This window comes from Pseudobacteroides sp., from assembly GCF_036567765.1.
In the GTDB taxonomy this organism is placed as follows: domain Bacteria; phylum Bacillota; class Clostridia; order Acetivibrionales; family DSM-2933; genus Pseudobacteroides.
Genome location: NZ_DATCTU010000084.1, coordinates 16,229 through 39,256, shown reverse-complemented (window position 1 = coordinate 39,256; position 23,028 = coordinate 16,229). Strand labels below are relative to the sequence as shown.

General features: G+C 36.2%; 25 protein-coding genes. 11 read left to right on the top strand and 14 right to left on the bottom strand.

Annotation, left to right across the window (positions count from 1 at the left end; translation table 11 throughout):
• Window positions 1-167: 167 nt before the first annotated feature.
• Window positions 168-347, bottom strand: coding sequence for a hypothetical protein (locus VIO64_RS12975; RefSeq protein ID WP_331918858.1), 180 nt, complete (start codon window positions 345-347; stop codon window positions 168-170).
• Window positions 348-464: 117 nt separating this feature from the next.
• Here VIO64_RS12975 and VIO64_RS12970 point away from each other — a divergent pair, with 117 nt between their 5' ends.
• On the top strand, window positions 465-599 hold the full coding sequence (locus tag VIO64_RS12970) for a hypothetical protein (protein WP_331918856.1): 135 nt from the start codon (window positions 465-467) through the stop codon (window positions 597-599).
• Between the two features lie 122 nt (window positions 600-721).
• On the opposite strand, the gene VIO64_RS12965 is transcribed toward VIO64_RS12970, so the two are convergent.
• Together VIO64_RS12965 and VIO64_RS12960 are read right to left on the bottom strand one after the other, a co-directional pair.
• The gene (locus tag VIO64_RS12965) at window positions 722-943 is read right to left on the bottom strand and encodes a DUF378 domain-containing protein (RefSeq protein WP_331918854.1); all 222 of its coding nucleotides are present in this window, start codon (window positions 941-943) and stop codon (window positions 722-724) included.
• A gap of 218 nt (window positions 944-1,161) precedes the next feature.
• Window positions 1,162-1,818, bottom strand: a complete 657-nt coding sequence (locus VIO64_RS12960; protein WP_331918853.1) for a hypothetical protein — start codon at window positions 1,816-1,818, stop codon at window positions 1,162-1,164.
• A 234-nt stretch (window positions 1,819-2,052) separates the two neighbouring features.
• Here VIO64_RS12960 and VIO64_RS12955 point away from each other — a divergent pair, with 234 nt between their 5' ends.
• Window positions 2,053-2,277 (top strand): transcriptional coactivator p15/PC4 family protein, encoded by a 225-nt coding sequence (locus VIO64_RS12955; protein ID WP_331918851.1) that lies wholly within the window; start codon window positions 2,053-2,055, stop codon window positions 2,275-2,277.
• 9 nt (window positions 2,278-2,286) lie between these two features.
• Here VIO64_RS12955 and VIO64_RS12950 read toward each other — a convergent pair whose 3' ends face one another.
• The 7 genes from VIO64_RS12950 to VIO64_RS12920 form a co-directional block, all read right to left on the bottom strand.
• Window positions 2,287-3,468, bottom strand: a complete 1,182-nt coding sequence (locus VIO64_RS12950; RefSeq protein WP_331918849.1) for a M20 family metallopeptidase — start codon at window positions 3,466-3,468, stop codon at window positions 2,287-2,289.
• A 202-nt stretch (window positions 3,469-3,670) separates the two neighbouring features.
• Entirely contained in the window at window positions 3,671-3,823 is a 153-nt protein-coding gene (locus VIO64_RS12945) for a hypothetical protein (RefSeq protein ID WP_331918847.1), read from the bottom strand.
• A gap of 383 nt (window positions 3,824-4,206) precedes the next feature.
• Window positions 4,207-4,899, bottom strand: a complete 693-nt coding sequence (locus VIO64_RS12940) for a response regulator transcription factor (protein WP_331918845.1) — start codon at window positions 4,897-4,899, stop codon at window positions 4,207-4,209.
• Window positions 4,874-6,355, bottom strand: a complete 1,482-nt coding sequence (locus VIO64_RS12935) for a HAMP domain-containing sensor histidine kinase (RefSeq protein WP_331918843.1) — start codon at window positions 6,353-6,355, stop codon at window positions 4,874-4,876. Before VIO64_RS12935 ends, VIO64_RS12940 begins: the two co-directional genes overlap by 26 nt.
• A 46-nt stretch (window positions 6,356-6,401) precedes the next feature.
• Window positions 6,402-7,151 carry an ABC transporter permease gene (locus tag VIO64_RS12930; protein ID WP_331918841.1) on the bottom strand — a complete coding sequence of 250 codons (750 nt, stop codon included), beginning with the start codon at window positions 7,149-7,151 and terminating at the stop codon, window positions 6,402-6,404.
• 5 nt (window positions 7,152-7,156) lie between these two features.
• Complete coding sequence (locus VIO64_RS12925; protein ID WP_331918839.1) at window positions 7,157-7,876, bottom strand: ABC transporter ATP-binding protein; 720 nt, start codon at window positions 7,874-7,876, stop codon at window positions 7,157-7,159.
• A gap of 104 nt (window positions 7,877-7,980) precedes the next feature.
• On the bottom strand, window positions 7,981-8,895 hold the full coding sequence (locus VIO64_RS12920; RefSeq protein WP_331918837.1) for a hypothetical protein: 915 nt from the start codon (window positions 8,893-8,895) through the stop codon (window positions 7,981-7,983).
• A gap of 216 nt (window positions 8,896-9,111) precedes the next feature.
• Between VIO64_RS12920 and VIO64_RS12915 the strand changes: the two genes are divergently transcribed.
• Together VIO64_RS12915 and VIO64_RS12910 are read left to right on the top strand one after the other, a co-directional pair.
• Window positions 9,112-10,032, top strand: a complete 921-nt coding sequence (locus tag VIO64_RS12915) for a DUF4180 domain-containing protein (protein WP_331918835.1) — start codon at window positions 9,112-9,114, stop codon at window positions 10,030-10,032.
• Between the two features lie 111 nt (window positions 10,033-10,143).
• Window positions 10,144-10,908: a DUF6873 family GME fold protein gene (locus VIO64_RS12910; protein WP_331918833.1), complete on the top strand. Its 765-nt coding sequence runs from the start codon at window positions 10,144-10,146 to the stop codon at window positions 10,906-10,908.
• Between the two features lie 89 nt (window positions 10,909-10,997).
• Here VIO64_RS12910 and VIO64_RS12905 read toward each other — a convergent pair whose 3' ends face one another.
• The 3 genes from VIO64_RS12905 to VIO64_RS12895 all read right to left on the bottom strand — a co-directional run bounded on the left by VIO64_RS12905 (window position 10,998) and on the right by VIO64_RS12895 (window position 12,896).
• Window positions 10,998-11,648, bottom strand: coding sequence for an SdpI family protein (locus VIO64_RS12905; RefSeq protein WP_331918831.1), 651 nt, complete (start codon window positions 11,646-11,648; stop codon window positions 10,998-11,000).
• Window positions 11,645-11,914 carry an autorepressor SdpR family transcription factor gene (locus tag VIO64_RS12900; protein WP_331918829.1) on the bottom strand — a complete coding sequence of 90 codons (270 nt, stop codon included), beginning with the start codon at window positions 11,912-11,914 and terminating at the stop codon, window positions 11,645-11,647. Before VIO64_RS12900 ends, VIO64_RS12905 begins: the two co-directional genes overlap by 4 nt.
• Before the next feature lie 130 nt (window positions 11,915-12,044).
• Window positions 12,045-12,896, bottom strand: a complete 852-nt coding sequence (locus VIO64_RS12895; protein ID WP_331918827.1) for a hypothetical protein — start codon at window positions 12,894-12,896, stop codon at window positions 12,045-12,047.
• Between the two features lie 87 nt (window positions 12,897-12,983).
• Here VIO64_RS12895 and VIO64_RS12890 point away from each other — a divergent pair, with 87 nt between their 5' ends.
• The gene (locus VIO64_RS12890) at window positions 12,984-13,424 is read left to right on the top strand and encodes a hypothetical protein (RefSeq protein WP_331918825.1); all 441 of its coding nucleotides are present in this window, start codon (window positions 12,984-12,986) and stop codon (window positions 13,422-13,424) included.
• Here VIO64_RS12890 and VIO64_RS12885 read toward each other — a convergent pair.
• Entirely contained in the window at window positions 13,417-14,484 is a 1,068-nt protein-coding gene (locus VIO64_RS12885) for a hypothetical protein (RefSeq protein WP_331918823.1), read from the bottom strand. The two genes, VIO64_RS12890 and VIO64_RS12885, sit on opposite strands and share 8 nt — an antisense overlap.
• Window positions 14,485-14,774: 290 nt before the next feature.
• On the opposite strand from VIO64_RS12885, the gene VIO64_RS12880 reads away from it, so the two are divergent.
• From VIO64_RS12880 to ytxC, 6 genes are all read left to right on the top strand, one after another.
• Window positions 14,775-15,302, top strand: coding sequence for a hypothetical protein (locus tag VIO64_RS12880; RefSeq protein ID WP_331918821.1), 528 nt, complete (start codon window positions 14,775-14,777; stop codon window positions 15,300-15,302).
• Window positions 15,303-15,428: 126 nt separating this feature from the next.
• Entirely contained in the window at window positions 15,429-16,196 is a 768-nt protein-coding gene (locus VIO64_RS12875) for a DUF1287 domain-containing protein (RefSeq protein WP_331918819.1), read from the top strand.
• A 107-nt stretch (window positions 16,197-16,303) separates the two neighbouring features.
• A complete protein-coding gene (locus VIO64_RS12870) occupies window positions 16,304-18,313 on the top strand; it encodes an NUDIX domain-containing protein (RefSeq protein WP_331918818.1) in 2,010 nt (669 codons plus the stop codon).
• A 174-nt stretch (window positions 18,314-18,487) separates the two neighbouring features.
• On the top strand, window positions 18,488-19,498 hold the full coding sequence (locus VIO64_RS12865; RefSeq protein WP_331918816.1) for a stalk domain-containing protein: 1,011 nt from the start codon (window positions 18,488-18,490) through the stop codon (window positions 19,496-19,498).
• A gap of 92 nt (window positions 19,499-19,590) precedes the next feature.
• The gene (locus tag VIO64_RS12860) at window positions 19,591-21,756 is read left to right on the top strand and encodes a substrate-binding domain-containing protein (protein WP_331918814.1); all 2,166 of its coding nucleotides are present in this window, start codon (window positions 19,591-19,593) and stop codon (window positions 21,754-21,756) included.
• A 286-nt stretch (window positions 21,757-22,042) separates the two neighbouring features.
• Window positions 22,043-22,987 (top strand): putative sporulation protein YtxC, encoded by a 945-nt coding sequence (ytxC, locus tag VIO64_RS12855; protein WP_331918812.1) that lies wholly within the window; start codon window positions 22,043-22,045, stop codon window positions 22,985-22,987.
• Window positions 22,988-23,028 lie beyond the last annotated feature (41 nt).

Here is a 23,028-nt window from a genome sequence, read left to right as displayed (position 1 = left end):
AAAATAAGTAAAATTAATTAAAAATTAGTAAATTATCTGGAAATTAACCAGTATTATATATTAAATTTCATAAATATTCAATATTTAAGCCGAAATTTTATGATATTTTTTTAGCTTTTTTAATTTTTTTTATTGTTTTCGTAGAAAGGGGGCATTGCCCCCATTTTTTATTTTTCAGATAGTTCAATTATCTTATCAATAGTATTGCTGTCAATTGCAGTATCGCTATCAAAGCCCAACCCTTTCAATATTACAGAGCTTTCGTCAATTGCTGCCTCTTTGGACATTTCATATTTCAATGCACTATACTTACCTCTTGCACCATTAAGCAAAGAATTCTTTGGCATATAGATACCTCCGTCATTTATATTATCCTCTAAGGTTTTTATCCATATTAAAATAATTGTTTAAACACAACATCGGCGGGTAATATATATTTATCTAAGTTGAAGGGGGTAATGACAATGAATTTGGAAGGTAAAGTTTTAAAGTTATCGGAAAAAGATAAAAATATTATTATTCAAAACAAAGACATCTGTACCGATTCTCATGGATTTAACTGTACAGTGGACAAGCCCCATATGACTGCTAACGAGTAACAGCCCTATAAAACATTTTTCGTATGCTCTTGGCACTTAGATATTCCTAAATGCTAAGCTGCCGTGAGCATACGAAGAATGCTATATTTGCTAAATTGAATCAGAACTTAAGCTTTTATAGATTAAGCCTGGTCCTTAGCAGGTACGTTTTCCCTAAACAGCAAGCTAATGCAGTACAATCCTGCAAGACCTACTATTGTATATACTACCCTGCTTGGTATAGTTGTTGGATTTGCAAACATGGATGCAACAAGGTCAATTCTGAATAGACCTATTGATAACCAGTTTAATGCTCCAATAATAACTATAATTAATGACAATCTGTCAAGTGGTGTCCTATTCATAAATAACAACTCCTTTTCATACTTCTTTAATTTTTAATTATATTATCTTCGTAAAAGCATAAAAAAATTCATGCAGTTAAATTTATATAAAATGCACTTAATATCCTTGTAAATTAATTGTCATGAGTTTCCTAGACATTAAAAAAGCGATTCTGCCTGCCTTACCCACTTTGGCAGCAAAATCACTTTTAATATATTGATACTTAATAACTTTTCATCTACCCGAAAAATTCTTTATCCAGTTTCTCAAGCTCTTCTCCGCCTAGCAGATCATGAAAATAAGAATAAATGTCTGTATCATTTTCTGCTAAAGTTTCCTTTTCTTCGATATATCCTTTAAGTCTCGATTTGGCATCTTCAATCAATGCCTCAAGCTCTTTTATACGTTTTTGGTTAAACCTTATTTTATAATATACGATATTGATAGTTACTTCCAAAAGCTCCAGATTAGCCTCTTTTATTCGATCAGGTATATTCTCAATCTCTTCCTCTATCGCACCAAGCCTTTCATTAATCTGTTTAATTTCTTTTTCACATGAGCTCATTTCTTTTTTTGCATCTTCATTGTTTTTGTCGAAAACCTCCTTAGTAAGCTGAATAATCCTACTCATCAGATCCTTTTTATGAAGCGAGATCTCCTTTGACTCGGTCAAGAGCCTGGATTGCAGCTTTAAGAGCTCTTTAAGCTTATCTTCACTTACAATAATTTCGGAAGTTCTTTCAGTGTTCTTAAAAAGACTGTTCCATCTTTCATCAAGTATTAATAATGAAATATCGTTTTTTCTTAAAACCTTTTTATCAAGCTTATTCTTTGTATTACTCTTCTTAATAATACCCTGTAAAGAATTGGCTTTTCTTTTTAAGAACTCAAACATAAAAAAGCCCCCTTTTTTTTCTTCACTATTTATATCGTCATTTTCCTATAATACCCGAAGCATATAAATTTAAAATTTTGAAACACTATTCCAAAAGGAAAACACCCTTGGTATAATGTAAGAACAAAATCATGAAATGATTTTGTAACATAAGTCGTTGTCGTGGGAAATCGTGGTGCAGCATGCACCATAATTTCATAGACATAACAAAATCATATCTATGGAGGCATAATAATGGCAGATTTTTGGGATAAGGAAGAATTAATTGGAAAGCTGGGCAAAAACAGCCGCGAGGAAATTCAAATAAAGGTAGTTGAGAAAAAGGATAAGAAATACATCGACATTAGAACTTTCTGGTATGACAGCAATGCCGATGATTATAGACCAAGTCAAAAAGGTGTGGCAATACCCTTTGAAAGCCTTGAGGAACTAAAAAAATATATCGGCTCCATTGAATAAAGAATAAACCTAATATTTTAAATAATCCAATGCAAATTGAGACATAAGCTCAACACCTGTTTTTATGCAGTTTTCATCCAAATTGAACTTGCTGTTGTGGAGATTAATCACCTCATTGCACATTTGACTCCTGCATCCTAGGTGAAAATATGTTCCCGGTACCAGCCTGGAATAATATGAAAAATCCTCTGCAAGCATGGAAGGCTCCTGGCTTGTTATAATATTTTTTGAATCGATAATTTTTTCTGAGGAGTCTATAAATTTATCAACTAAATTGTCATCATTTATCACCGGAGGATATCCGTTATTAGCTTTAAATTTGTATGCAGCTCCTGCCTTTTGGGTTTCCTCCTTTAACACTTCTTCCATACTGTCTGTGATAAAAGTGCGAATTTCTTTGTCAAAGGTTCTTATGGTTCCTCTTATAGAAACACTATCAGGTATTATATTTGAAGCATTCCCCGCATTAAAGCACGTAACAGTCAGAACAGCTCTTTTCAAAGGGTCACTGCTGGTTTTAACAATGCCCTTAAACTTTTCTACCACAAGGGCTCCAATAGTAATGGGATTTATGGCATTCTCCGGCTGGGCCCCATGGCCGCTTTTACCTATTATAGTAATTTCAAATTCGGTTGGTTCCGCCATAACAGGTCCTTTTCTTACAGATATGAAACCAGTGTTAATCAAGGGACTGACATGTGTTCCAATTATGGCATCAACTTTGGGATTATCTAAAACCCCTTCATTTATCATAACTTCAGCACCGCCCAGACCCTCTTCTGCAGGTTGAAATATAAGTTTTACACTGCCGTTTAAAAAGTCCTTGAGCCTTGATAAGACATAAGCTGCTCCAAGCACAATTGCTGTATGCCCATCATGACCACAGGCATGCATCTTGCCTACATTCCTTGATGCAAACTCAAATGTGTTTTCTTCCTTTATAGGAAGTGCATCAATATCTGCCCTTATGGCAACTGTTTTGCCGTCAGGCTTTCCTGTAATTGTAGCAGCAAGGCCTGTCTTGGCAAAGCCTGATACATCAAGTCCCAATTCTTCCAGAAAGGATCTTATAAGTCCGGATGTTTTAAACTCATTAAATCCCAGCTCCGGGTATTTATGAATTTCCCTCCTTATATAAACCAACCTGCCAAAAACTTCTGTTGAATGTCTCCTAATTTGATCTGTCAGCAACTTTATCACCCATTTATTATATGCCAAATAGTTTTTTAGATTTATATTAAAAGTGATTAATCTAATACATTTGTCTGCCACAAATCCCGTTGAACCATTCGTTATTTGTTCCGCCAAATGTTAGATTATTAGCATTTTTAATTTAGTATAACAAATGGAGTGAAAAATTTAAATATAAAATATAATAGTGCTATTAATTACCTTATCTAAATTCAAGGCTTGGCACTCCGGATTCTCTTTCCTGAAAATAAATGCATTCCGGATTTGAAGAAATTGATTGCATAGTGGTGTTCTCGAGATTGCACATTCCATCTGCCTGATAAATACAATTTAATGAACAGTTGATAGTTGTCATAATAACACCTCCAAAAATATTGTTTCGGTTTTGCAATAATAATATACATTTAAAGGTTGAGATAATAATTTTAAAAAATTATGAAACATTTCGTTATTTTTACATAATATATAATAGAATTGACTACCGACTACATACCTCTTTGATTTATTAAAGGATTATTCGCTTTTAATATGGCAGCCCTTCAATGCAACAGAAGATTGGAAAAAAGTATTTTCCAGATTACAATTATGTGATGATTCCATAATCTGGCATATCAAAAAAGCTTGTTTTAAGAACAAAATCGAATAAATTTTGTATCTGGAAACAAACTTCGGAAAATAATTTAATAGTAGTCGGCAGTTGTTTATATAAACCGCATCCTCTTAACAGGGGATGCGGCATTATACCTTGAATCTATACCCTATGCCCCAGATCGTTTCGATGTACTGGGGCTTTGAGGTATCCATTTCTATCTTTTCCCTGACCTTTTTTATATGAACTGTGACAGTAGAAATGTCACCGCAGGCATCCATACCCCAAATCTTATCAAATAATTCATCCCTGGAAAAAACCCTGTTGGGGTTTTGGGCAAGGAATAAAAGCAAATCAAACTCCTTACCAGTTAACATAAGCTCGCTGTTCTCCAGCCAAACTCTACGGGAATCCTTTTCTATCACAAGATTTCTTATATTTATAGCAGCATTTTTCTTTTCTATACTTCCTACAAGCCTCTCATAGCGTGCTATATGGGCTTTGACTCTTGCAACTAACTCACTTGGGCTGAAGGGCTTTGTTATATAGTCATCTGCCCCCAATCCCAGTCCTCTTATTTTATCTATGTCTTCCTTTCTTGCTGAAACCATAAGCACCGGAATGTTCTTAACTTCCCTGATCTTTCGGCATATTTCAAACCCATCAATATTAGGAAGCATCAAATCCAATATAATCAAATCAAAGTCTTCCTTCTTTGCCCTGGCAAGACCTCCGTCACCCGTCTTCTCAATTTGTACGTCATAGCCGTCTATACTCAGATAATCTCTTTGCAACTCGGCAATAGTCACCTCATCCTCAATTATCAGAATCCTTTTTTTCATTGCCCTCACCTATCTTTTCCAATTCAAAATATATGCAGGTACCTTTTCCAAACTCACTCTCTGCCCAAATTTGTCCCCCGTGCTCATCTATTATCTGACTTGCAATTGCAAGCCCAAGGCCGCTGCCTCCCTTTGAGGTGTTTCTCGATGCATCGGCTCTATAGAACCTGGTAAAAATATTAGGAAGGTTTTCCGCTTTGATACCTTCTCCATTGTCATGTATTCCTATCAAAACCTTGCCCCCCCTATCCTGCACATCTATCTTTATATGTCCTTTTTCTTTGTCCATGTATTTTATTGAGTTTTCAAATATATTCGCTATTACCCTCTTAAGCTTTTCTACATCTGCCTTTACCATTGTATTATGATCTAAATCGTAACTGCTTGCAATACTTATTCCCAACTTTTCCAGTTCTATCTGGTATTCATCTATCATGTCCTCTATAAAATATTTCAAGTTTACCTTGGCAAAGTTAAATGGTACCTTTTTAAGGGTCTGGTTTGAGAAAAATGTCAGGTCATTTATCAGCCTATCCATATCAACAGCCTTCTTATAAATAATATCCAGATATTTTTCATTCTTCTCAGGTGTATCGGCAATTCCATCACGTAAGCCTTCTATATGGCCCTTGATGGAGGTTATAGGTGTTTTGAGATCGTGGGTGATACTGGCCATAAATTCGTTGCGTTCCTCATCGTACTTTAATTGCTGCTCAAGGGCATCTTTAAGCCTTTGCCTCATTTCTTCAAACGCACGGCAAACCGCTCCAACCTCATCTCCCGATTTCTCATGAATTTCAAAGTATAGATTTCCTTCCTTTATCTGCTCAGCTCCGTACTTCAGCTTTTTAAGGGGCTTTATTATGCTCTGAGAAACAATAAACGTAAGTATCCCGTTGGTTATCAATATTATGAGTAAAAAGTATCCCATAAAATCACTCATAAAATTTTTTACAAACTTTCGTATGGGGCTTATATCAAAAAATATATAAAGGGAACCATTCTCACCGGAAGATAACTGGAAATTATGGATAAAATACTGTATATCCTCACCATTATCATGTCTTGCCTTGTGCCCGGCATCTCCCGAAAGGCTCGCTTGACCAAGCTCTTCTTCAAACTTATGCCTGTCAATTTTTTCAGAGAGGTAATATATTTTTTTGTTAATCACGAAGCCTATTCCCGAGTTTAAGGATTTCAGTTTACTATCAACGCCTTTAAGATATGTCAGATCTTTCAGCTTGTCAGGATTGTTTAATGTGTCGTTGGATATTGTAATAAACTCCTTAAATATATCCTGAGCTACCTTGTCAAATTGATCCCCTGTTTCATGGTGCTCAAAACCGGCCCTTTCAAAATTAACTCCGATAAGGATAACGACCAGTATTAGTGCTGAGAACAACGGCACCACTATCATTAATATATTTGACAATAGCAGCTTGATCCTTATAGACATTTATAAATCCTCCCCTGATACAATGAGTACCCTAGCAAAATCCCGTTTATATATCCTTTTGCTCAAAAAGATATGTGCCGGCAAACATAAATATTATACCATAAGCCAGTATATATAAAAATTCATTTAGGATAAGCATAAAATCCACACCACTGTAAAAATTCTGGTACCAGTCAAGATAGGTGGTGGGCAAAAAGGATACTGTTTGAGGAATAAAAACCGATACAACCGACATCAGTGCTGAAGCCAGTATCATAATAACTATGGTCAGCCCTCCGCTTCTTGTGAACTGTGCAACAAATGCGGTTATTATAGCAACCAGCATGAGGGGTATAACTGCAAAAATATATGACATAAGGTTTGCAGGAAGTCTTGATATTATGTCATTAAAATTACCTCCAAATAAACTAGCCGCAAGGGATGCTACAAAAGTAGCCAACAGCAGAAACAATATACTTATTCCTATTGACAAAAGCTTTGAAACATATATTTTAATCCTGGTAATAGGCCTTACCATCGACATTATAATTGAATTGTCTGACAACTCTCCTGAAAACAAATCACTTGTCAATAAAATTGCAAACAGCGGTAAAAGGATTGAAGACATCAGATTTAATATGGTTACCGGAAGAGTTGAATTTTTTATCAGGGATACTCCGAAATTGCTGCCTGTAACCAAATTGACAATTGACGCTGTAACAGCCGCAAGGATTGATACTGAAAATAAAAATACAAACTTCTTTCTTTTAAAAATTTTGTAGGTTTCATTCATTGTACCAGCTATTATGGTGTTCATTTACATCAAGCCTCCTTATTTACTCTATCAATAAAATAATCCTCAAGGGAAACGCCTGTGTCCTTCACATCCTGAACAATGCAGATATCCACTATTCTTCCGTCTTTAATTATCAATATTTTGTCGCATAACATCTCTATTTCATGAATCAGGTGACTGGAAATAAGGAAGCTTATCATAAATTCTTTTGACAGCTGGGAGATAATTCTTCTCAGTTCCTTAGAACCCTCTATATCAAGACCGTTTGCCGGTTCGTCAAGTATTACAAGTTTGGGATTTTGATAAATTGCCATGGCAATAGCCAGCCTTTGCTTCATTCCCAAAGAAAAGTTCTTTACTTTATCTTTCTTATACTTGGAAAGCCCTGTTATCTGGAGCACAACATCAATTCTTTCAGGGTCAACATCATTATAAAACCTTGATACCAGCTTAAGATTGTCATAACAACTCATACTGCCTATTACTGAAGGTGTCTCGATAAGACACCCTACACCTCTTATAGCGTCCTCAAAGTTTTCTGAAAGATCATACCCGCATATTCTTACTACTCCCTTATCAATCCTTACAAGACCTGTGACGGACTTCATTATAGTGGTTTTACCAGATCCGTTTGGTCCAAGTAAGCCAACCACTTCCCCAGGACTTATTTCAAAATTGATATTTCCAATACCTCTGCCGTTTCTATATTTTTTGTGGAGGTCTTTAACTTCCAATATTTTTCCCATAATTATATTCACCCCGTTTTTAAGTTTAATCCAGGTTATTGGCGGATGTTCACATACAAGTGAGCATCCGCAATAGATTATTACTTTAAATAATGCTTCCTGAACTATCTTTTATGGCCTATTACATCCTGAGAAATTTCCTTCACTGTTTTACCTGCCAAATCAATTGTATCTACATTTGTTGAGTTAATATTGTTTACATCGAGGCTAAGCTTCAATTCCTGATCATGGACCTGTTTCGCCTCATCTTTACCTGTAATATCAAACTCTAAATCCAATCCCTTTATTGTGTTATCCTTATCTACAACTATCTGCACCTCCACCTTTTCTGCCTGGACATCATAAGTAAGCTCAGGAATCGTACAGTCATCCGGATTTATACCGAGGATTTTATGGAATTCACCCTGCTTGTCGGTTTCACATGACTTGTCGTTCTTTACAGCCAGTATCAAATTGACTAAAGAAGGTATTTCATTCTTATCAAGATCGATACCTATCTCTTTATCACCGTTATCAAGTTTTTTCATTGTTACCTGCTTCTTAAGGTCTCCAACCAGAGTATCCATTATCTTTTCTCCAATTGCCTCCAACTGCGGATTTTCATGTGGGTTTTTATAGTTCTCGCTTCTTGAGTGCCTCTTTCCTTTAAATTCATCATTGCACTCAACCTTGTTGTATACACTTGAAGCATCATCCTTAAAGACTATCTGCTTGTCACTGCCATAGATAGTATATTTCTTGTTCACCTTATCAGAACTGATTGCAATGTTTCCGCTAAATAAGTGTTCCTTTCCATCAGCCTTAAAAGTTGAGCTGATGTTTACCATTTCCTTGTTGTTATCACTGACTGATCCTGCAACAGTAAATGTGGCATTCTCTATCTTGTGTGAATTCTTAAATGCTGCCTTCAGTGCGTCATAACCACTGGGTCCGTCAGCTATACTCATAACTGTTGAAGTTATGAGCAGGGAACCTCCAACGACCAACCCAATTCCTGTTCTAAATAATTTTTTGTTCATTTCTCGTTTCCTCCTCGTTAATTTGATTGTAAAAATCAATTGATCTTCACTTGCTACACTCTTATATTAGCAACCGGAAATTAAATGGCTATAAAAGAAAAATTAAAAGAAAATAAAAAAGTATTAAAAAAGTATTAACTTTTACACATTGACACTCTCCCTTAACATATGTTACTATTAACACATGTTAAAACCATAAAGAATTGAGGTGCTGTAATGTCCATTAAGTACGCGATACTGGGATTACTAAGCTGGAAGCCTTTTAGCGGGTATGATATGAAAAAAGTATTTGAAGAGTCTTCAACCATGTATTGGTCAGGCAACAACAACCAAATATATAAATCATTGCTCCAATTAACTGATGAAGGCCTTGTAACAAACCAAGTCCAGCATCAGGAAAGCTCTCCCTCAAAAAAACTGTACTCCATAACGAAGGAAGGTCTGGCAGAATTAAAGGAATGGGTGCTTTCTTCCCCTGAAATACCTGAGTTGAAAAACACTTTCCTTGTCCAACTGTCTTGGGCCTATCAGCTTAATGATGAGGAACTTAATCATATTATTACAAATTATGAAAACAATATTAAAATGCAGCTTGTGCTTCAACAGGAAAAAATACGCCGAGGAATAAACTCGCCTAAGAGAAACCAACGAGAAACAATTATATGGGATATAATCAATGAAAATGTAACGGCATTTTATAAAAACGAAGTTACTTGGATTCAAAATATCCGGAAAGAACTGTTTGGAAACGAACTAAATAAGGAGTCGAATAATATGGAATGGAATTGTGTTGATAAAGATAGTAAAAAATATGTTGAATTCCTGTCAGCCATAAACCCTTTGGGCAGTGAGCAAGATGCATTGGACCTTATCGCTTTGTGCGGTGAAAATGATACCAATTTGCTTATGCTCCATGGAAATGTCCTTTCAGAAGATTTTTTCAAACTTAAAACAAAAGTTGCCGGAGATATGATGCAAAAGTTTGTAAATTATCATATGAAGGTGGCATTAGTCCTGCCCAATGACTCTACATCCAAGGGCAGATTTAAGGAAATGGTCTCTGAATCAAACAAAGGAAGCCAATTCAGGGTTTTTATCGATAGGGAGGATGCAGAAGTCTGGCTGCTACAGCTTTAACTCTTATAATTTTCCACTTTGAACAAGCTAGAGTTATATATATAATATCCTTATGAGCTCATTAGTCAAGGGTTGTGAATATATCTATATTGAAGTCAGAGGGGTAGCCGTATGAATCACATTAAGCTTCCGAACCTTCCCGAGGGAAAAGTAAAAGGTATCCTTATTGATGGAAGGGTAAGCAAAAAAATCGCTGATAGCCTGCTGAAAATGGAAATACTGACTTTTAAAACAGAACGACTGACTCAAATGTATGAAGCTGTATCATACCATACTGATATAATGCTGCACCATATAGGCGGTAACAGGATAGTCTATGCACCGGGTATAAGCAGTAAGCTCCTGAACAGTCTGACAAGCCTTGGCTTCCATATGGTAAGGGGAGAAACAGTCCTATCCTCCCAATACCCTGGAAATATAGCGTATAATGCTGCCAGAGTAGGCAATTATGTCATCCATAATCTAAAATATACCGATAAAGTTTTAAAAATGGAGCTGGAAAATGAGTGTGTTGAATTCATTGATGTTAAACAGGGATATTCCAAGTGCTCTGTTTGTGTAATCGATAAGACTGCAATAATTACCTCTGACAAGGGAATTAAAGAAGCAGCCTCAAAAAAAGGTATTGATGTTTTACTTATTGAGCCTGATGAGAACATTGTATTGCCAGGCCTTAACATGGGATTCATAGGCGGGTGTACGGGCAAAATAGCAAAAGACAAGCTGGTAGTCTCAGGAGACCTCACAAAGCTCAAGTCATTTGTGGATATTGTTAGGTTTTCCAACAGTCATGGAGTAAAAGTTGTAAGTCTTTCAGACGAGAAGCCTGTTGATGTGGGTTCTATAATTCCTGTTTTTGAAAGCTGTGCAATGTAGAGATTAAATTTAAATACTCCAAATCAAAAAAACCGTGCTGTATAACACTTTTACCTGTTTTACAGCACGGTATCTCACTAATAAAATTTCTATTCAGACAGCCTTTTAAAAACGAAATATGAATAAACAATAGGATATATGCCGATTACAGGAATTATAGCAATATAGGCAATCACAGGAACTATACCGGGAATTAACCCGAGTATTACCATAAGTATGCCTGCTGCAAACCACAGCATGCCGGTTATACGATGCACCGCAAACCATACCTCTTCACTTGCCAGAGTCCATGGAGTCTTGATACCTGCAAAGTAGTTCTGCTTTAGTTTGGGCATAACATTTCCCAAAACTGCAATTAAAACTCCTACCATGATTTTTATAAATGTATCCATCCTAAACATACTATATCCTAATGATGTAAAAAGCATATAAAGGTTTATACATACAAGTACAACTACCGTACATAGCCTTATGGCATAGTACGAATTGCCGAACAGCTTATAATTGGCCCTTTTGGGATCTATTCTGGGCAAAACGCCCATTAGAACAGGCATGGCAAGTATTATAAGAGGGAGTATAAATGCCCCTGGAAACTTATCACTCATCCTGTCAACCTGACCTTCCATGTTCCAGTGCATGGGTATCTTTTGAGGCAGCTTTTCGTAAAAAACAATTGTCAATATCATAGGTATAAGTGCCAATACCCATATAATAATTATTTTCCATTTTTCTATTTTCATTTTTCATCACCTCTTAAGTTTAAAAACCAACCTAATATATCCTCAATCACAGATGAATTTAGTTCATAGTATATAAATTTACCTTCTTTTCTGTCAATGATAAGACCCGCATCTTTTAAAACCGAAAGGTGATGCGACACGGTAGGCTGCGTCATTGAAAAACGTGCAGCTATATCTCCAGCAGTCATCCTTCCCTGTTTAAGCATATTCATAATTTCACGTCTGGTGGCATCTGAAAGTGCCTTAAATGTTTCCTGTATTCCCATATCACAACCACTTTCATTTAGATATCCATCTATATATTATTATAATACTCCCCCGTAAGATTATTGTCAATATACATTTAGATAATTATCTAAATATCTTCGATTGCATAATTATTCAATTATACCGGATCTATACTACCTCTATTTTAGGTGCTTCAAGCAATTTGGCAAGCCTTCCTTCGTATCTGAATACCAAATCTTCCTCTTGTACTTCTTCTCCTGCATATGCCCTTAATATAAAAGGCAGTAGTATTATATCTATGCACTTGAAGTCATATCCCTCTTTATTCACAAACCGCCTTATGTATCCGCCCGAATTTGGAATATACCTTAGCAAAAACACTTCTTGCCTTAGGCTGATACCTTCCTTTTCTTTATCATCCAGTAAAGCCTGAACTTTTTCTGAAACTTCTTTCCTTTCTTCTTCAAAGTCCCAATGAGAAAGATCAAATACTATCTCGTCGTTTGAATAAAACACCACAGAATCTTTAGGCATGAACTCAAGTAGTCTTGTCAACACCCCGTCCATGAGATATTTCTCATATGTTACTTGCCTCTTGGGATTAAGATTGCCAAATACCACCTGGCGAATATACTTGCTGGATTTGAAGTACTCATGCTCGGTAAACATGCTCATAAATTCCTCGTAAGTGGCTTTGCCACCGACAATTTCACGGTCATAATGCATTAGGGCAGTGAAATTGGCTTTTCTCATATCTATACTAAGAAAATACTTGCCATCAAAGGTCTGCTTAAAAATATCCTTTGAGCAATATCCTGTATTTTTAATTGCGTACTTATTAAAATCATCTGTAAAAGCAAAACGATTCATAGCTTCGTTTGATTGCAAATACGAGATAACGTCATCCTTTAGCTTATTGTACGCCTCAAAGTAGCTTTGTTCCGATTGGAACTTGTTCAATGTATCTAAAAATAACTGGTATCTTTCCAGGGTTTCAAAGGCAGAATCATACAGTTTCAACCTACTTTTGAAGTATGGTTCTTCAAACAATCTGATTGGTATGCTCATATATATAATATAATTTACCTTAAGCTTAGGAGGCTCACTATGAAGAAACATTTTTTATTATTGCTAATGATATTCCTGATAACCGTTATATCGGTATCATGCAGTCCAGCTCCATTGGAAGACGCCTCAGAAAGTTACAATCAACCGGAACCTTCAGTAGATACAATTGTAGATACATCAAAAAAGGCATATGAAGAAGTCCCGGAAGATTATAACAAGATATTTGAATTGGACCTGTTCTCTGATAAGACCATATATAAAACTACTGAAAACAAATTGTATAGCTACGATTATGTAAAAAGCGGAGGTTATTCGGCAGATGACCCAAAAGCAGACTTTTGGAAAGCATTTTATAATGAGAAAGATTTGTACCTGCCTGAAGGTGACTACACAATAACAGTTGGAGGTGCCTTCTCTTTAACTGATAAAGGTGGAAATTCCAATCTAACTAAGAAAATAAACATTACAGTGGTCAAATAGAAAGGTCAATGTGCTGGATTGTACCCACAGTATTATCCTCTTTAACAAAAATGCCCGTTTTTTGCAGCTGTCCATTAGAGGTCCCTTCTGCATTTTTAAAATTGAATTGTGTAGAAATATTGCCTAAATAAATAGCCCCAATCCCCTTTTCACCCAGGGCAAAAAGTGTATCCTTCCCGTTTTCGTCCTTTGTCCAGATTCTAAGTTTATCAAAAATAGGGTCATTCTCATCAATCCAGTTGTTGTTATCCGCATCGTACATTGAAAGATCCTTGAAACCATCACCGCTCTGAGGGCCGAACAACTCTCTTCCATTATTAATTATCCCATCGTTGTTTTGGTCAAAAGCCAAAAAACCACTTCCCCTTGACAGAAAAGAAATCTGATCGGATTTGCCATCGGAATCAATGTCAAAGCTGAATTTTCTATCTGTCAAGTTGGGTGTTGTTCCAGAGTAGTTTATAACAAGAGGATCCACCTTGCGTGTTTCCACCGCACGCATATTTATGCTCCTGCTTTGGGAAAACTCTCTACTCATCGATAATGAGACCTGAAAGTTTATTTCCTTTCCATCCAATGTTTTGATTGTCCCACTTGACTTAAACTCCATTTTTTCCTGTTCTGAATAAGCTTCATTCATCTTATACTCCATTTCCAAATTTTTTCGGGGAGAAATGAGAGAAGGATGAATACTGATTTTCTGATCCGGTTTCTTTAAATTTGCTGCTTCAGGTATTTTGAGTTTGATCTTTTTCCCTAAAAGTATTTCAAACATTGTCTCTACCAGTTCAATCTTTTGCTTATCTTTTTCACTTAATGCAAAGGAAAGATCGCTATCCAATTCCAGTTGACCGTTAGCTCCGTTAACAGAAGCCTCAGCCCCTTCCTTGGATAGATCAACTGTTACTCCAGGTGAGTTCTTTAATGAATTCGGAGATAAATTTTGAGAGTTTGCTATATTTTGAGAACCTAACCGAATGTTTAGACTTTCTTCCTTTGTATAAGCCTGTACAACAGAATGTGTACTGCTCATGGAAATACTTGAATTTCCTATTTTCATAATATATCGCCTCCCTGCAATATAAACACATAACAAATTCAAATGCAGAATTTGTTATACCATAGCTTGATTGCTAATATTAGATTACGTCTTATGTTGGAAATAATGAGAATAATATTGTTTTAATTAGAAGTTGCTTCTAATGCAGATAGTTTGAGAAATCCTTTGAATTGTTGTATTAATTATATCGGCAACAGTTTACCAAAATCTTATACAATTCTTATGACCTCTTTTATTCCTTGGACTTGAAGGCAGTAGTTATTATAGCATCACAAGGAGCTACACCTACTGTGGTTCAAATCAAAGACATAGACGGCTATAATGCTTTTTTATCTGATGGAAAAGAAACCTATAGAATAGGTAATTTGGGATTGTCAGATATCAGTAGTATAAATATCTCTGAAAAAGATGTAAATTTTGACGGTACTAATGAAATCATCCTATATTCAGGTTTAATTCATAGCAGGACTATAATTATAGAATTCAATCATGATGCACAAAGATGGGAAGAATGGCTGCAAACCGGGATTATAGATTATATAGACTTTGAAAACAATGGGGTAAAAACACTAGCAACGACAGCAACAGGATCAATCGCACCATTGGCTAACATCCATATATGGAATAAAAATCACTTCGATACAATATGTGTAAGTCAAATGCTAGGGTATAAACGAATGGCAATCTTAAAAAAGGATAATAAGGTTTATTTTAATCCGGATATGGTAACGCCAATCGAGAAAAAGAAAGTTTATGAGTTGAAAAACGGGGCGATCAAAGAAGTTGAAGGGGTTAACCTTTATGAAAATACGCAGTAGCGGCCTGATATAGAGTACATTTTACAAATTCGTTACACCGTGTTTATTACTATTTTATATAGGTATCATATAATGTTGCCATGAAACTAAATTCTCCATGTTTATTAATTTTTACGGAGGCAATTTATGAGAAAAGCAATATTATTTGTGCTGTGTGTAATCATCCTTTTGCCAACACAAGGCTGCAATAAAGGGACAGGCTTATCCTCAGAATCCTATCCTACCAAGTCTAATGAATTAGAATCAGAGACAAACTATACTACTAAGTCTTTAGCTACACCCATGCCTTCAGTACCTTCCATCCCCTCACCCACACCCCTTAACATACCAAAGATAAATTGCACCAGCGATAAAGACAATGACGGTATAAATGATTTGGATGACATAGTAGAGGGTGCACGAAAAGACGCCCAAAACATGCCCGTTTATAAGAGTGAGTATTACAGGGGAGGCTACCCGCCTGACAGTGAAGGAGTTTGTACCGATGTAATATGGCGGGCTTTTAAAAATGCAGGGTACAACTTAAAGGTAATGGTCGATAAAGATATAAAAAACAACAAAAGGCAATATCCCGCTGTTGAAAAAAAGCCTGACCCCAATATCGACTTCAGAAGAGTAAGAAATTTGAGGGTATTTTTCAATAAGTATGCCGACAAGCTAAGCCTCGAGATTAGGCCAAACGACATTAAAAACTTGCAAGAATGGCAGGGTGGAGATATCATAACCTTTTCCTCACCTGAACATATTGCTATAGTTTCCGATAAAAGAAGGGCTGACGGCATCCCCTACCTTATACATAACGCAGGTCCCTATACAATGGAGGTAGACAATCTTATGAACTGGATATCCACAATTTCAGGGCACTTTAGGTTTCCAGCTTCCGAAGACCGTTAAATTATTGTGACTGGTGGGTATGCGTGTATATACCTGATTTTATTGACCTGAATAGGTATTATTGATACTATAATACTAAGTATTTTATTATCTAGAAGGTGATTATTATGAATACAAAACAAACATATGAAACAGGACTATTGTATCACCATTATGCAAATACAGCATATCCCTTGACACCAAAATCTTTCATGCAATACCGTATTAATGATTCGTCTCAAATTCAGGATTTTCTCACATCCGAATGGGCAAAAACAGATGAATTGAGCCTTTATGTGCACATTCCCTTTTGCAAGGTCAGGTGTAAGTTTTGTGAATATGCTGTCCTAGAAGACACGAACACGTGTACAGAGGATTTGTATGTCTCACTGCTTCTTAAAGAAATCCAAATGTATAAGACCATATTAAAGGGCAAAAAAATTGTGGGGTATGATATTGGAGGCGGAACCCCGACAAAACTATCGGTAGAAAATTTAAAGAAGGTAACTGAAGCTGTTAAAAGCTCGTTTGATATTCAGGATAACGTTGTTTTCAGTATTGAAACAACGCCTGTAATTGCCGCAAAAGAGCCTGAAAAAATTTCAGATGTTTATAAATTGGGATACAAAAGAATCAGCATGGGTATCCAAACAGTTTCTGAGAAGCTTTTAAACGAGTTGGGAAGAGAAGGAACTGTCCATATATACGAAGAAGCCACTCAAAATATCAGAAAGGCAGGATTCAAGCAGTTCAACATTGATCTTATGTACGGTTTTTTGCACCAGACCAATGAGGAGTTCGAAATCACAATACGTTATGCCATCTCATTAAATCCTGAATACATCACACTTTACCGCAATCGTTACAAAGGCACCAAATTGGAAAAAGAAGCTGAAGGTGTGTCGTTATATAAGATAATTTGCCAGTATCGTCTGGCATACAAGATACTTTTAGAAAGCGGTTATCTGGCAAATCCGGGAAAGAATACATTCACCAGGGTACAAGATGACTACGGAACAAGCGACTACCTTACAAAGCGTGTTATATATGGAACACCCTATGTAGGAATTGGTCTAGGGGCCCAGTCCTTTGGAACGGATTATCTGGCATACAACGAAGGAGCAGCGAACAAGCAGCTTACTAAATATCAGCAAAAAATAGAAAACAATCAGTTTCCCATTCAGGACATTTACAGGCTGCCAAAGGAAGAATCCATAGCAAAAATGGTGTCAGTTGCTTTTTACTTTGGCTTTGTGGATGTGGAGGCTTTTAGCAAAAGATTTGATATGGCCTTCTTGGAGCATTTCAAGGATGAGGTTGAGTTCCTTACTCAAAAAGGATTAATGGAGTTAAAGGAAAACAGGCTATACCTTACAGAACGAGGAGCTGACTATATCAACGGCATTATTCCCCTATTTTATTCCCAAAGGTCTAAGACTGAGTTATACCAACTTTTTAAAAACACCCCAAAACGTTCTGATGGTGAAGAAGAATTTTTAAAGTCATACAAAATAGAAAACTATGATAGACCTTCTCTTGCAACAGATATAGTAGTCTTTTCCCCCAACAATAGAGTGGAAAATGATTCTGGAAGTATACCTGCAAATGGACTTTCAGTTCTTATGATAAGGCGTGGCGAACATCCATACATGAGCGATTGGGCTTTGCCCGGCGGGTTTGTAAAACCCGGTGAGTCTGCAGAACAGGCTGCATACCGTGAGTTGAAGGAAGAGACAGGGATATCCCAAATTTCTTTTTCACAGCTTCATCTGTTCAGCGAGCCTAAGCGTGATCCCAGAGGTTGGATTGTATCATGCTCCTTCATTGCCTTGGCAGAGGAAAGAAATGTTTCTCTTCAATTCGGCGAGGATGCCATTGATGCTCAGTGGTTCGATGTGCAATTCCTCAAGCTGGATTCAACTAAAGAGGAAGTAGAGGCCAAAGACAAATATAAAGAGCAATATAATCTTGTGCTTGCAGGCGAAGCGGCAACCCTCACTGCCAAAGTAGAAATGACCACAACTGTTTCTCTTATCGGCAAAAGTGTGGAGTGTAACATTCTGGGTAACAACGGGATAGCCTTTGACCATGCTGAAATAATCGCGTATGCACTTAGCAGGCTGTATAGACAACCCTAGCAACATTGATGATGCGGGTGAATACTGGAGCAGTATCAGAGAGTTTTTATCGGAGCAAAAATAATATATTTGATAATAACAAAGGAAAATCAAATGAAAACATTATTCTCTTTTTTATTGACTGCATATATATGTATAACCGGAACAGTTATATATGGAAACGAGGTTTACAATATGAGTAGCCTGACTGCCCTTTTTGACAAGCTGAACTCGTCAAACGGTTCAAAGCAGATAATTGTTGTGTCCAATGAAAAAGAAAGTCAATACAAAGCTACCGTAGAAGCATATGAAAAAACATTTTCAGGGTGGGTAAAATGCTTCCCTTCAATGAGTGCCGTTATTGGGAGCAAAGGATTTAGTACAAAGAAGGTGGAAGGTGATCTCAAATCTCCTGCTGGAATTTTCCGAACAGGAATAGCATTTGGTACACCAAATACTCCTTCCATTACAAAACTATATTATAAAAATACCACAAATAATGATTACTGGATAGACGATGTGTCATCTCCAGATTACAACACATGGGTAAATTTTTCAGGTAATCCCCATAGCAGATGGAAATCCTTTGAACGGCTAAAAATTACTGAATATAAGTACGCATTTGTAATTGAATATAATATGAGCCCGATAATCAAGGGAAATGGAAGTGCTATCTTTTTCCATATATGGAAAGGCTCAAATATCAGTACCAGCGGATGCACAGCTGTTTCAGAAACTAACATGCTAAAGCTTTTAGGATGGCTTAACCCCGACAAAAACCCGCTAATCATTCAAGGAACCAAATCTATGCTGGCAAAGATGTCCGATGATTCAAATGATAATATATTATATCCAATAAAGGTTAAGGTAAATGAAGAAGAAATAAGTTTTGACGTCCACCCTAGGGTTGTAAATGACAGGACACTTATACCGGTAAGATCAGTTTTCCAAGGTCTTGGTGCAAAGGTTTCATGGGATGAATCTACAAGAACTATTACAATTATAAAGGGTTCCACCAAAATTGAACTAGCATCTGGGAACAAATGGGCGTATGTTGGAGAAAAACAAGTTCCTCTTGATGTTCCTGTATCCATTATTAACGGCAGGACCATGATACCTTTAAGGTTTATAGCCGAGGAACTTGGCCTAAATGTCAAATGGGACGGTGCCCTAAGAACAGTGTTCATAAACAACACCCCTCTGTAAACATTTAACTGGTTATTACAAAAGTAATATTTGCCGATAAATATTATATAAAAGACTCTTAACCAGATCAAATATTTACGGAGATGTTTACAATGTCTAGAAGAATAAATATCGGCGTAATTACCAGGTTAGCTGAAGGCAGCTATCATGGTGCTCTTGTTAATGCAATTAACAATGTAATACAAAATAGTAATGCAAATCTAGTAATCATAAATACGTTTATGCTTACTAGATTTTGTTCTGTTCGCGGCGAAGACCCTGGCTATTATTATTTGGCATCTAGCCATGTAGATGGCTGGATTGTACTTGAGGGTAGTGCAAGCAATGGATATATAGACGTCATTAGACGAACGGGGAAACCATTGGTTTTGGTCAGCTTTCAGCCGGATAATTATGAAGATTGTTGCGTTATTCAAGAAGACAGCCGTTATGGTGCTGAAATCATTACCAAGCACCTTATAGAGCATGGTCATAAAAAAATTGCTTTTTTAGGCTGCTCAAATCTTTATGATATGGTTGAAAGATTTAAAGGGTATAAGTCAGCACTCGAAAAAAGCGGTTTGAATTTTGACCCTAATTTGGTTATTGACAGCAGCATTGCCCACACGCCCTATGGTAAGAATGCAATGCTGGAGAAACTAAAGGAAGGATATGAGTTTACAGGGCTTTTTGCTGCTAACGATTTTATGGCTTTTGGTGCTATTGAAGCATTGAGAGAGTTTGGCCTTAGAGTACCTGAAGATGTAGCTGTTATTGGGTATGATGATTGTTTTCATGCAAGGAAATTTTCTCCCAGCTTATCAAGCATGCATCAGAACCTTGATAGAATAGGCACATTAGCCGTTGAAACAGTTATTAAAGCAATAACAAAAGGAACCCTTCCAAAAGAAACCCTTTTTGTGAGGTCAAGCCTTATTTTAAGAAAGTCCTGCGGTTGTAGTGTAAATAGCGATGACATAGAATATCCAAATGAGTCTACACTGGAGTTAAAGAATAAAATAATTCAATCCCTTGAAGAATCAGTAGGTAATAACTATATAATGGCATCGGAACTTATACCTGCTGATATTGATAAATTAGAGAAAATCATGCCACACGTTGCTTCAAATTTCCAATTCCAGTGTATAGGCTATTGGGTCGAAAGTCCGGAGGGTCATAAAGACCTTTTAATCCAGCACATAGTTGGTGAGAACTCCGAAATAATCCTCAACAAAAAAATAAACTGTGTCCCTGAAAACTTCCCCCCAAATGAATTTTTGTCACTTATTAACAATCCTTCCAGCCATGTTATCTGGTTATTACCCATATCAACCTTGACAAAGGATTGGTGCATAATATCATATATAGCTCCGTTCAACTACATAAGCACACTGCTTGCATACGGCAGTTCCGTAACCATGTACAATCTAATAGGCATATTTCTTGACCGTGAAATGGCAAATACTGAACTGAAAAGCACTCTTGAGAAATTAAAGGAAACTCTTGAAACACTAAGAAAAACTCAGGGACAGCTTGTTCATTCCGAAAAAATGGCTTCCCTTGGAGGTCTGGTTGCAGGAGTAGCACATGAGATAAACACTCCTATTGGAGTAAGTGTCACCGCAGCATCATTTATTCAGGAACACTCTGACAAGCTGAAAGAGCAATTTATTTCAGGTAAGCTGAAACGCCATGATATGGAAAACTTCTTTAAAATATTGGATGAGACCAACAGCATACTTGTATCAAACTTAAAGAAGGCATCCAATTTAATAGACAGCTTCAAACAAATTGCAGTGGACCAGTCGACAGAGGTTAAACGATGGTTTAAAGCAGGAATATACATTAAGCAAATTCTCATAAGCTTAAGATCAAGACTAATTGACAACAATCTTGAAATAAAATTTGAATGCAAAAATGAGTTTGAAATTTATAATTACCCCGGCGGGTTATTTAAAGTTATAACAAACTTGGTGGACAACTCAATTATGCATGCTTATAACAAGGGTGACAAGGGGACAATTCTAATAAGGTTACTCAAGGAAAATGATATTTTAAATATTATTTATTCTGATGATGGTAAAGGCATGGAAAAGTCTGTGCTCGATAAAATATTCGATCCCTTTTATACAACTAAAAGGGGTGAGGGTGGAACCGGTCTAGGACTTAATATAGTTTATAATATTGTTACAGGGGAGTATGGGGGCACTATAGAGTGTAAAAGTGAACCTGGAAAAGGATGTATGTTTATTATAAGGATCCCGTCAGGTGTTGAGTGAAAGTGCTTGCAAAATTTGATTTTAACAGTAGCAGCTGCAGATTTTGAATAAAGTCTGCAGCTGCTACTTGTTTTCTATGACGCAGATGTACCTATCCCGCCAATAGCTTTATCTTCCAAATCAAATTTTGTAACTCAATCAATCATATTTCATATAATAATGTGAGAATGATTATTTTGCTGTGAAATTAAAAACACAGGTATAATATGGTAGTTATTGCATGTACCTAGTGCTGCATACAACATATTTCTTAGACATATACTACACATGAAGGGATGTGAAGTTGATGCAGTTTCTCAGTATTGGAGTTAACAAAGATACCGAAGATGTAATAGAAGGAATAAAAAACGAGTTGGAAAAAAACAAAACTAACCATTTTAAATACTCCATTCAAAACGAAGTTAATTCCAATGGCTCAAATTATATAGTTTGTAGTTATAATAGCGATAGAAATGCAGATAATGCGGATAACCCGGATACCGTAAAGAAAGCCCTTGTTTTAAACATATCGAATGCACTTGCGGATTATATAATAAAAAAATATGAGGAAAAACTAATAATTAGAACAATCAGCAGTAATTATTGTTATTTTAATTCTGTTGAAAAAAAAGAAATATTAACCTTAGCAAAAAAGATCATTAACTCTGATGATAATACCCTTTTAAGCAGCTTGTTTCATATAAGAAGGCATAATCTTATAGTCAAAAAGCTTTTAGACTACTTCGACAACTCCAATAGCATAATACTGGACGGCTTTGTTAATTTCAGGCTTAAGGATTATATAAAAGATCTTGAAGAAGTGGTTGATAAGGCTGTAGATGACTATCTTATGGTTCGTGAATATAATGAGTTTATCAGGCTTTTGAGGTATTTCGTAGATATTCAGAATCCTAAGTTCAACCTGATTCATGTGGTTACAAGCTTTGATAACAAATACATGTTATTGGATGAAACGAAAAGAGAAATAACAAACGAATGTATACGTGAGTTTGTAAATGAAATCTCACTAGGTGAGATAAACTATGATGATTTACTTGTAAGCTCACTTATAACACTTGCACCAAGAAAGATAGTGATACATGGGACTGTCCACTTTAAAAACAAAGAGCTTTTAGAAACTATAAAGAACGTTTTTTATGGTAAAGTTACAATATGCAGCACCTGCGAAATTTGCGAAATTAACATGGCAAAATCCAACAATAAAAGCGAACCTATAAACATGAAAAACTAATAAAGGGACAAAAATCCAAAAATTTCATCATTTATTTTTCA

Bases quoted from the DNA above. Each gene is read 5' to 3' on its own strand.
- VIO64_RS12975 (WP_331918858.1), bottom strand. From the start codon at position 347: ATGCCAAAGAATTCTTTGCTTAATGGTGCAAGAGGTAAGTATAGTGCA.
- VIO64_RS12970 (WP_331918856.1), top strand. From the start codon at position 465: ATGAATTTGGAAGGTAAAGTTTTAAAGTTATCGGAAAAAGATAAAAAT.
- VIO64_RS12965 (WP_331918854.1), bottom strand. From the start codon at position 943: ATGAATAGGACACCACTTGACAGATTGTCATTAATTATAGTTATTATT.
- VIO64_RS12960 (WP_331918853.1), bottom strand. From the start codon at position 1,818: ATGTTTGAGTTCTTAAAAAGAAAAGCCAATTCTTTACAGGGTATTATT.
- VIO64_RS12955 (WP_331918851.1), top strand. From the start codon at position 2,053: ATGGCAGATTTTTGGGATAAGGAAGAATTAATTGGAAAGCTGGGCAAA.
- VIO64_RS12945 (WP_331918847.1), bottom strand. From the start codon at position 3,823: ATGACAACTATCAACTGTTCATTAAATTGTATTTATCAGGCAGATGGA.
- VIO64_RS12940 (WP_331918845.1), bottom strand. From the start codon at position 4,899: ATGAAAAAAAGGATTCTGATAATTGAGGATGAGGTGACTATTGCCGAG.
- VIO64_RS12935 (WP_331918843.1), bottom strand. From the start codon at position 6,355: ATGTCTATAAGGATCAAGCTGCTATTGTCAAATATATTAATGATAGTG.
- VIO64_RS12930 (WP_331918841.1), bottom strand. From the start codon at position 7,151: ATGAACACCATAATAGCTGGTACAATGAATGAAACCTACAAAATTTTT.
- VIO64_RS12925 (WP_331918839.1), bottom strand. From the start codon at position 7,876: ATGGGAAAAATATTGGAAGTTAAAGACCTCCACAAAAAATATAGAAAC.
- VIO64_RS12920 (WP_331918837.1), bottom strand. From the start codon at position 8,895: ATGAACAAAAAATTATTTAGAACAGGAATTGGGTTGGTCGTTGGAGGT.
- VIO64_RS12915 (WP_331918835.1), top strand. From the start codon at position 9,112: ATGTCCATTAAGTACGCGATACTGGGATTACTAAGCTGGAAGCCTTTT.
- VIO64_RS12910 (WP_331918833.1), top strand. From the start codon at position 10,144: ATGAATCACATTAAGCTTCCGAACCTTCCCGAGGGAAAAGTAAAAGGT.
- VIO64_RS12905 (WP_331918831.1), bottom strand. From the start codon at position 11,648: ATGAAAATAGAAAAATGGAAAATAATTATTATATGGGTATTGGCACTT.
- VIO64_RS12900 (WP_331918829.1), bottom strand. From the start codon at position 11,914: ATGGGAATACAGGAAACATTTAAGGCACTTTCAGATGCCACCAGACGT.
- VIO64_RS12890 (WP_331918825.1), top strand. From the start codon at position 12,984: ATGAAGAAACATTTTTTATTATTGCTAATGATATTCCTGATAACCGTT.
- VIO64_RS12885 (WP_331918823.1), bottom strand. From the start codon at position 14,484: ATGAAAATAGGAAATTCAAGTATTTCCATGAGCAGTACACATTCTGTT.
- VIO64_RS12875 (WP_331918819.1), top strand. From the start codon at position 15,429: ATGAGAAAAGCAATATTATTTGTGCTGTGTGTAATCATCCTTTTGCCA.
- VIO64_RS12870 (WP_331918818.1), top strand. From the start codon at position 16,304: ATGAATACAAAACAAACATATGAAACAGGACTATTGTATCACCATTAT.
- VIO64_RS12865 (WP_331918816.1), top strand. From the start codon at position 18,488: ATGAGTAGCCTGACTGCCCTTTTTGACAAGCTGAACTCGTCAAACGGT.
- VIO64_RS12860 (WP_331918814.1), top strand. From the start codon at position 19,591: ATGTCTAGAAGAATAAATATCGGCGTAATTACCAGGTTAGCTGAAGGC.
- ytxC (WP_331918812.1), top strand. From the start codon at position 22,043: ATGCAGTTTCTCAGTATTGGAGTTAACAAAGATACCGAAGATGTAATA.